At 42.8% G+C, this 2,538-nt stretch carries 2 protein-coding genes; both read left to right on the top strand.

The window, feature by feature from the left end:
• Positions 1–330: 330 nt before the first annotated feature.
• Positions 331–1,887, top strand: a complete 1,557-nt coding sequence (locus HMPREF3144_RS02445) for an autotransporter family protein (RefSeq protein WP_070476221.1) — start codon at positions 331–333, stop codon at positions 1,885–1,887.
• Between the two features lie 30 nt (positions 1,888–1,917).
• The gene (locus HMPREF3144_RS02440) at positions 1,918–2,436 is read left to right on the top strand and encodes an OmpA family protein (protein ID WP_083290363.1); all 519 of its coding nucleotides are present in this window, start codon (positions 1,918–1,920) and stop codon (positions 2,434–2,436) included.
• Positions 2,437–2,538 lie beyond the last annotated feature (102 nt).

Here is a 2,538-nt window from a genome sequence, read left to right as displayed (position 1 = left end):
GCAGGAATTCTACGATGTGGACGTCTCCGCCACCGATGGTTACTGGAAGTTGGTGTAGGTAGTAATAATATTGTATACGAAGGTAATACTAATGCCACGTTTTCTGGTGCAGGTACTATGCGTGGTCTAACCCACATTAATGGGTCACAACTGGATTTAACGCTAAATGACGGATTTACGTGGAATTTACAGAAAAAAGGTACAGATAATCAAGCATCTTTTACAACATTACACTTAAATAATAACTCTCTACTTAATGCTTTTGACAGTTCGGGACCAACTGATTTTACTTTACAGGGGGATGTTTTTTCATCTGATTCAACAATAAGTATGAGTAACGGCATTATTGGTGATGAGTTAATCATACAGGGTAGTTATAGGGGCGATAATGCTCGTTTGTTAGTGGATTCGCGTTGGGATAACCCAGATGAACAGCAAACGGACCATTTGAGTATTTTTGGTATTGCCTCAGGTAATACAGTGGTTTCAGTACCAAATGGAATAATCGGTGATGTAACCTTGGGTGAACTACCTAAAAATGGCCAATGGGTAACACCAGTTGTGTCAGTATTTGAAAGTGATGAGCAGAAACCTAATACGTTTACGGGTACAGCAGAAACCACTAATGCGGGTCAAGCTCAATTAGTGCAGCGTGATGATGAAAATGGTGGCAGTCATTATTATTGGACTTTAGCTGCGCAAGAACCAACCCCTGAACCTGAACCGGAGCCAACACCAACCCCTGAACCAGGTCCTACTCCAGAGCCAACACCAACCCCTGAACCTGAACCGGAGCCAACACCAACACCAACCCCTGAGCCAGGTCCTACTCCAGAGCCAACACCTATTTACACCCCAGGAACATCTGGCTATGTCCAAATGTCTCGTATTAACCGTGAAATGGGATTTGCGCAGATGGGTAAATTACATGAGCGAATTGGTGAGCAACAGACTTGGGTCTGGGACGAGTGTGGTACTCAATGTGAGGATTACCGAGATCGTACTCAGGCAGGTAATAAGCCTTATCCCGTGTGGGGCAGAATTAACTATACAAACTTGAAGGAGCAGGGACAAAACCGCTTTGGATATGAAAGTGATATTGCTTTTATTCAGTTCGGTGGTGACTTATTAGTGCGTACTGATGAGGACAATAATCACCATCACTTGGGAATTATGGCTAGTTATAGTCATGGAGAACATGATTTTTACGATAAGTATCGTGCTGAAAATGGTTTAGTAACTGAGGAGAAGCAAGTTGGATCGGGTAAAACTGATATGTACTCTTTGGGTGCATACAGCACATGGTATGGCGATAATGGTAGCTATGTAGATTTAGTTGCTAATGTCTCCTCTATCCGTAATAAATATAAAAGCACTAGTGGGCATGATAGTCAAAATGGCTGGGGAGTTGGTGTTTCCGCTGAAGTTGGACGACCTTGGTTAATTGGCAATAGTAACTGGCAGATCGAGCCACAAGCACAATTGTCTTATCAGTATGTGCATCTGAGTAGTTTCGATGATGATGTCCGTAATATATCAGATCAGAGTGGTGGAACACTTCGTGGTCGAGTGGGTGCTCGTGTAGCCTATAACCAAGATAATGGTGATTTGCGTACCAATACTTTTTACGTAACAGCTAATGTGCTACATGACTTTGCTGGTAATAAGTCTGAAGCAAAGATAGGACGAGATAAAGTTCGTGAAGAATATAAGCGTACTTGGGGTGAGCTGGGAGTTGGTGCTCAGTTACCAATTGGTAAGTCAACCTATTTATATGGTGATGTCCGTTACGCACGAGCTTTTGGTGGTGATAATAAAGTGTATCGAAGCACTGATGCAGCACGCGAAAGTATAGCGGGTCGCGTTGGTGTACGTTTTAGTTGGTAAAGCCATCACTAATCAATTAAGGATAAAACTATGAAAAAAATCACTTACATTGGACGTTTAGCAGTAACTTCAGGATTTCTTTTAGTTCTTGTGGGTTGTGCAAATTTGCGTGATGTCGATCATCGTTGGTGTTCTGAGGAAGAAGTAGTTGCACATCATGAGGTGATCAGTTTACAAGCAGACGCACTCTTTGCGTTCGATGGTGGAACGATGGATGATATGCAACTTGAAGGTAAAAAGCAGCTCGATAATTTGGCGATTAGCTTGCCTGAAGCGTATGCTAGCATAGAGCATATCGTCATTGAAGGTCATACCGATCGCTTAGGGGCTGTTCAATACAATCAACGACTGTCACAGGTACGTGCTGAAACAGTAAAGTCCTATCTACAGCAGAAGGGAGTTAATGCACCAATGACCGCTGTAGGATATGGGGCCAGCAATCCTGTTAGTACAGGATGTATAGGAACTCGAGCTACAGATGAGTTGATTAAATGCTTGCAGGTAGATCGACGAGTTAATGTAGAGGTCAAAGGGATTAAAAAAGAGTAATTTATTAATAGCACATTATTAATGTGAAGTAGTTTTAGGAGCCCTCCATGCCTAGCGTAGTGGAGGGCTTTTGTGTTTGCCCAGCGAGGTTGGCAAACCCGA

Origin of the sequence: Oligella sp. HMSC05A10 (genome assembly GCF_001808335.1) — a bacterium.
Lineage (GTDB): Bacteria > Pseudomonadota > Gammaproteobacteria > Burkholderiales > Burkholderiaceae_B > Oligella > Oligella urethralis.
The sequence above is the reverse complement of the archived record's forward strand: the minus strand, read 5'-3'. Positions and strand labels throughout refer to the sequence as shown.